This window comes from Pseudomonas sivasensis, assembly GCF_013778505.1.
In the GTDB taxonomy this organism is placed as follows: Bacteria; Pseudomonadota; Gammaproteobacteria; order Pseudomonadales; family Pseudomonadaceae; genus Aquipseudomonas; species Aquipseudomonas sivasensis.
Window position 1 is genome coordinate 1 of the sequence record NZ_JAAOWU010000043.1, and the last position, 1,480, is coordinate 1,480.

General features: G+C 61.4%; 2 protein-coding genes. Both read left to right on the plus strand.

Translation table 11 applies throughout. The features are described 5' to 3' along the window. A partial coding sequence (locus G9Q84_RS28985; RefSeq protein ID WP_181644542.1) for a substrate-binding domain-containing protein occupies positions 1–762 on the plus strand: 762 nt, incomplete at its 5' end. After that, positions 759–1,480, plus strand: a 722-nt coding sequence (locus tag G9Q84_RS28990) for an ATP-binding cassette domain-containing protein (RefSeq protein ID WP_122755943.1), incomplete at its 3' end; no start/stop codon positions are given. The genes G9Q84_RS28985 and G9Q84_RS28990, both read left to right, overlap by 4 nt.

Consider the following 1,480-nt stretch of genomic DNA (forward strand, 5'->3'; position numbering starts at 1 on the left):
CTGGCCGCCAACGGTGCCAAGGGCTTTGTGATCTGCCCGCCGGACGTGTCCCTCGGCCCAGCCATCGTGGCCAAGGCCAAGCTCAATGGCTTGAAAGTCATGGCCGTGGATGACCGCTTCGTCGATGCCAAAGGCAACTTCATGGAGGACGTGCCGTACCTGGGCATGGCCGCTTTTGAAGTCGGCCAGAAACAAGGCGCCGCCATGGCTGCCGAAGCGAAAAAACGTGGCTGGGACTGGAAGGACACCTACGCGGTGATTAACACCTTCAACGAACTCGACACCGGTAAAAAACGCACCGACGGCTCGATCAAATCCCTTGAAGAAGCCGGCATTCCGAAAGACCACATCCTCACCGCCGCACTGAAAACCCTCGACGTCCCCGGCAGCATGGACGCCACCAACTCGGCGCTGGTCAAGCTGCCCAGCGGTGCGAAAAACCTGATCATCGGCGGCATGAACGACAACACCGTGCTCGGCGGCGTGCGCGCTACCGAAAGCGCAGGCTTCAAAGCGGCCAACGTGATTGGCATCGGCATCAATGGCACCGACGCCATCGGCGAACTGAAAAAGGCCGACAGCGGCTTCTTCGGCTCCATGCTGCCAAGCCCGCATATCGAGGGCTACAACACGGCGCTGATGATGTACGAGTGGGTCACCAAAGGTACCGAGCCACCGAAGTACACCGCGATGGATGAAGTCACCCTGATCACCCGCGCCAACTTCCAGGAAGAACTGACCAAGATCGGGCTGTGGAAATGAGTGCGGCGGCCCTGCGGTTTGAGGGTATCGGCAAAACCTTTCCCGGGGTCAAGGCGCTGGACGGCATCAGCTTCAGCGCCCAGCCGGGGCAGGTGCATGCCTTGATGGGCGAGAACGGCGCGGGCAAGTCGACGCTGCTGAAAATCCTCGGCGGCGCCTACATTCCCAGCAGCGGCACGGTGCAGATCGGCGAGCAGACCATGGCGTTCAAATGCGCTGCGGACAGCATCGCCAGCGGCGTCGCGGTGATTCACCAGGAGCTGCACCTGGTGCCGGAAATGACCGTGGCGGAGAACCTTTTCCTTGGGCACCTTCCGTCGCGTTTTGGGGTGGTCAACCGGAGCCTGCTGCGCAAGCAGGCCCTGGCGTGCCTCAAGGGTCTGGCCGATGAAATCGATCCTGAAGAAAAGCTCGGGCGCTTGTCCCTGGGCCAGCGCCAACTGGTGGAAATCGCCAAGGCGTTGTCCCGTGGCGCCCATGTGATCGCGTTCGACGAACCGACCAGCAGCCTGTCGGCGCGGGAGATCGACCGTTTGATGGCGATCATCACGCGCCTGCGGGATGAGGGCAAAGTGGTGCTGTACGTCTCGCACCGCATGGAAGAGGTGTTCCGGATTTGCAATGCCGTGACGGTGTTCAAAGACGGGCGTTACGTGCGCACCTTTGATGATATGAGTGCGCTCAGCCACGACCAGTTGGTGACCTGCATGGTCGGTCG